The sequence below is a fragment of the Pseudonocardia halophobica genome (genome assembly GCF_027922425.1).
GTDB classification, from domain to species: Bacteria; Actinomycetota; Actinomycetes; order Mycobacteriales; family Pseudonocardiaceae; genus Pseudonocardia; species Pseudonocardia halophobica.
On the sequence record NZ_BSFQ01000287.1, the window covers coordinates 1 to 533 of the forward strand.

Consider the following 533-nt stretch of genomic DNA (forward strand, 5'->3'; position numbering starts at 1 on the left):
CAGGTGCGCGTCGCCAATCCCAACGGCACCCTCGGCCGCGTCAATCCGGTCTACGGTTTCATCTACCGCTGATCGCTGAATGCCTGTCAGGCCGCAGGGCCTGTGCAGGGGTCACATCGCCAGAGCCAGCCACCCGCTAAGAAGCCCCAGCATCGCGCCGATCATCAGGAACGGCAGGGGTTGGGGTGTTGCTTTGGCCATGACTTTCGCTTGCCGCGACATATCCATTCTCCCACTTCTTTCGCAAGATCAACGCACCGGACGCATTCGGGTTCCGACGCATTGCAAAATGCAGCGCATTTGGGCCGTGCCAGGGGTGGAGCGCGAAACAGGAAGATTGGAGCGGGTGAAGGGAATCGAACCCTCGTCATCAGCTTGGGAAGCTGCGGCTCTACCATTGAGCTACACCCGCATTGGCGGATCAGATAGCCGAATGGCCAGGGCAGTGCAAGGGTAAACGGGGCGACCCGGCAGGCAGAACGGCTTGTTCTGACAGGAAACCCCGCCTGCCGGGGGCAGACGGGGCGAAGGCT

At 61.7% G+C, this 533-nt stretch carries 1 tRNA gene; it reads right to left on the minus strand.

The window, feature by feature from the left end:
- Positions 1 to 338: 338 nt before the first annotated feature.
- Positions 339 to 412, minus strand: a tRNA-Gly gene (locus tag PKE99_RS39470).
- Positions 413 to 533 lie beyond the last annotated feature (121 nt).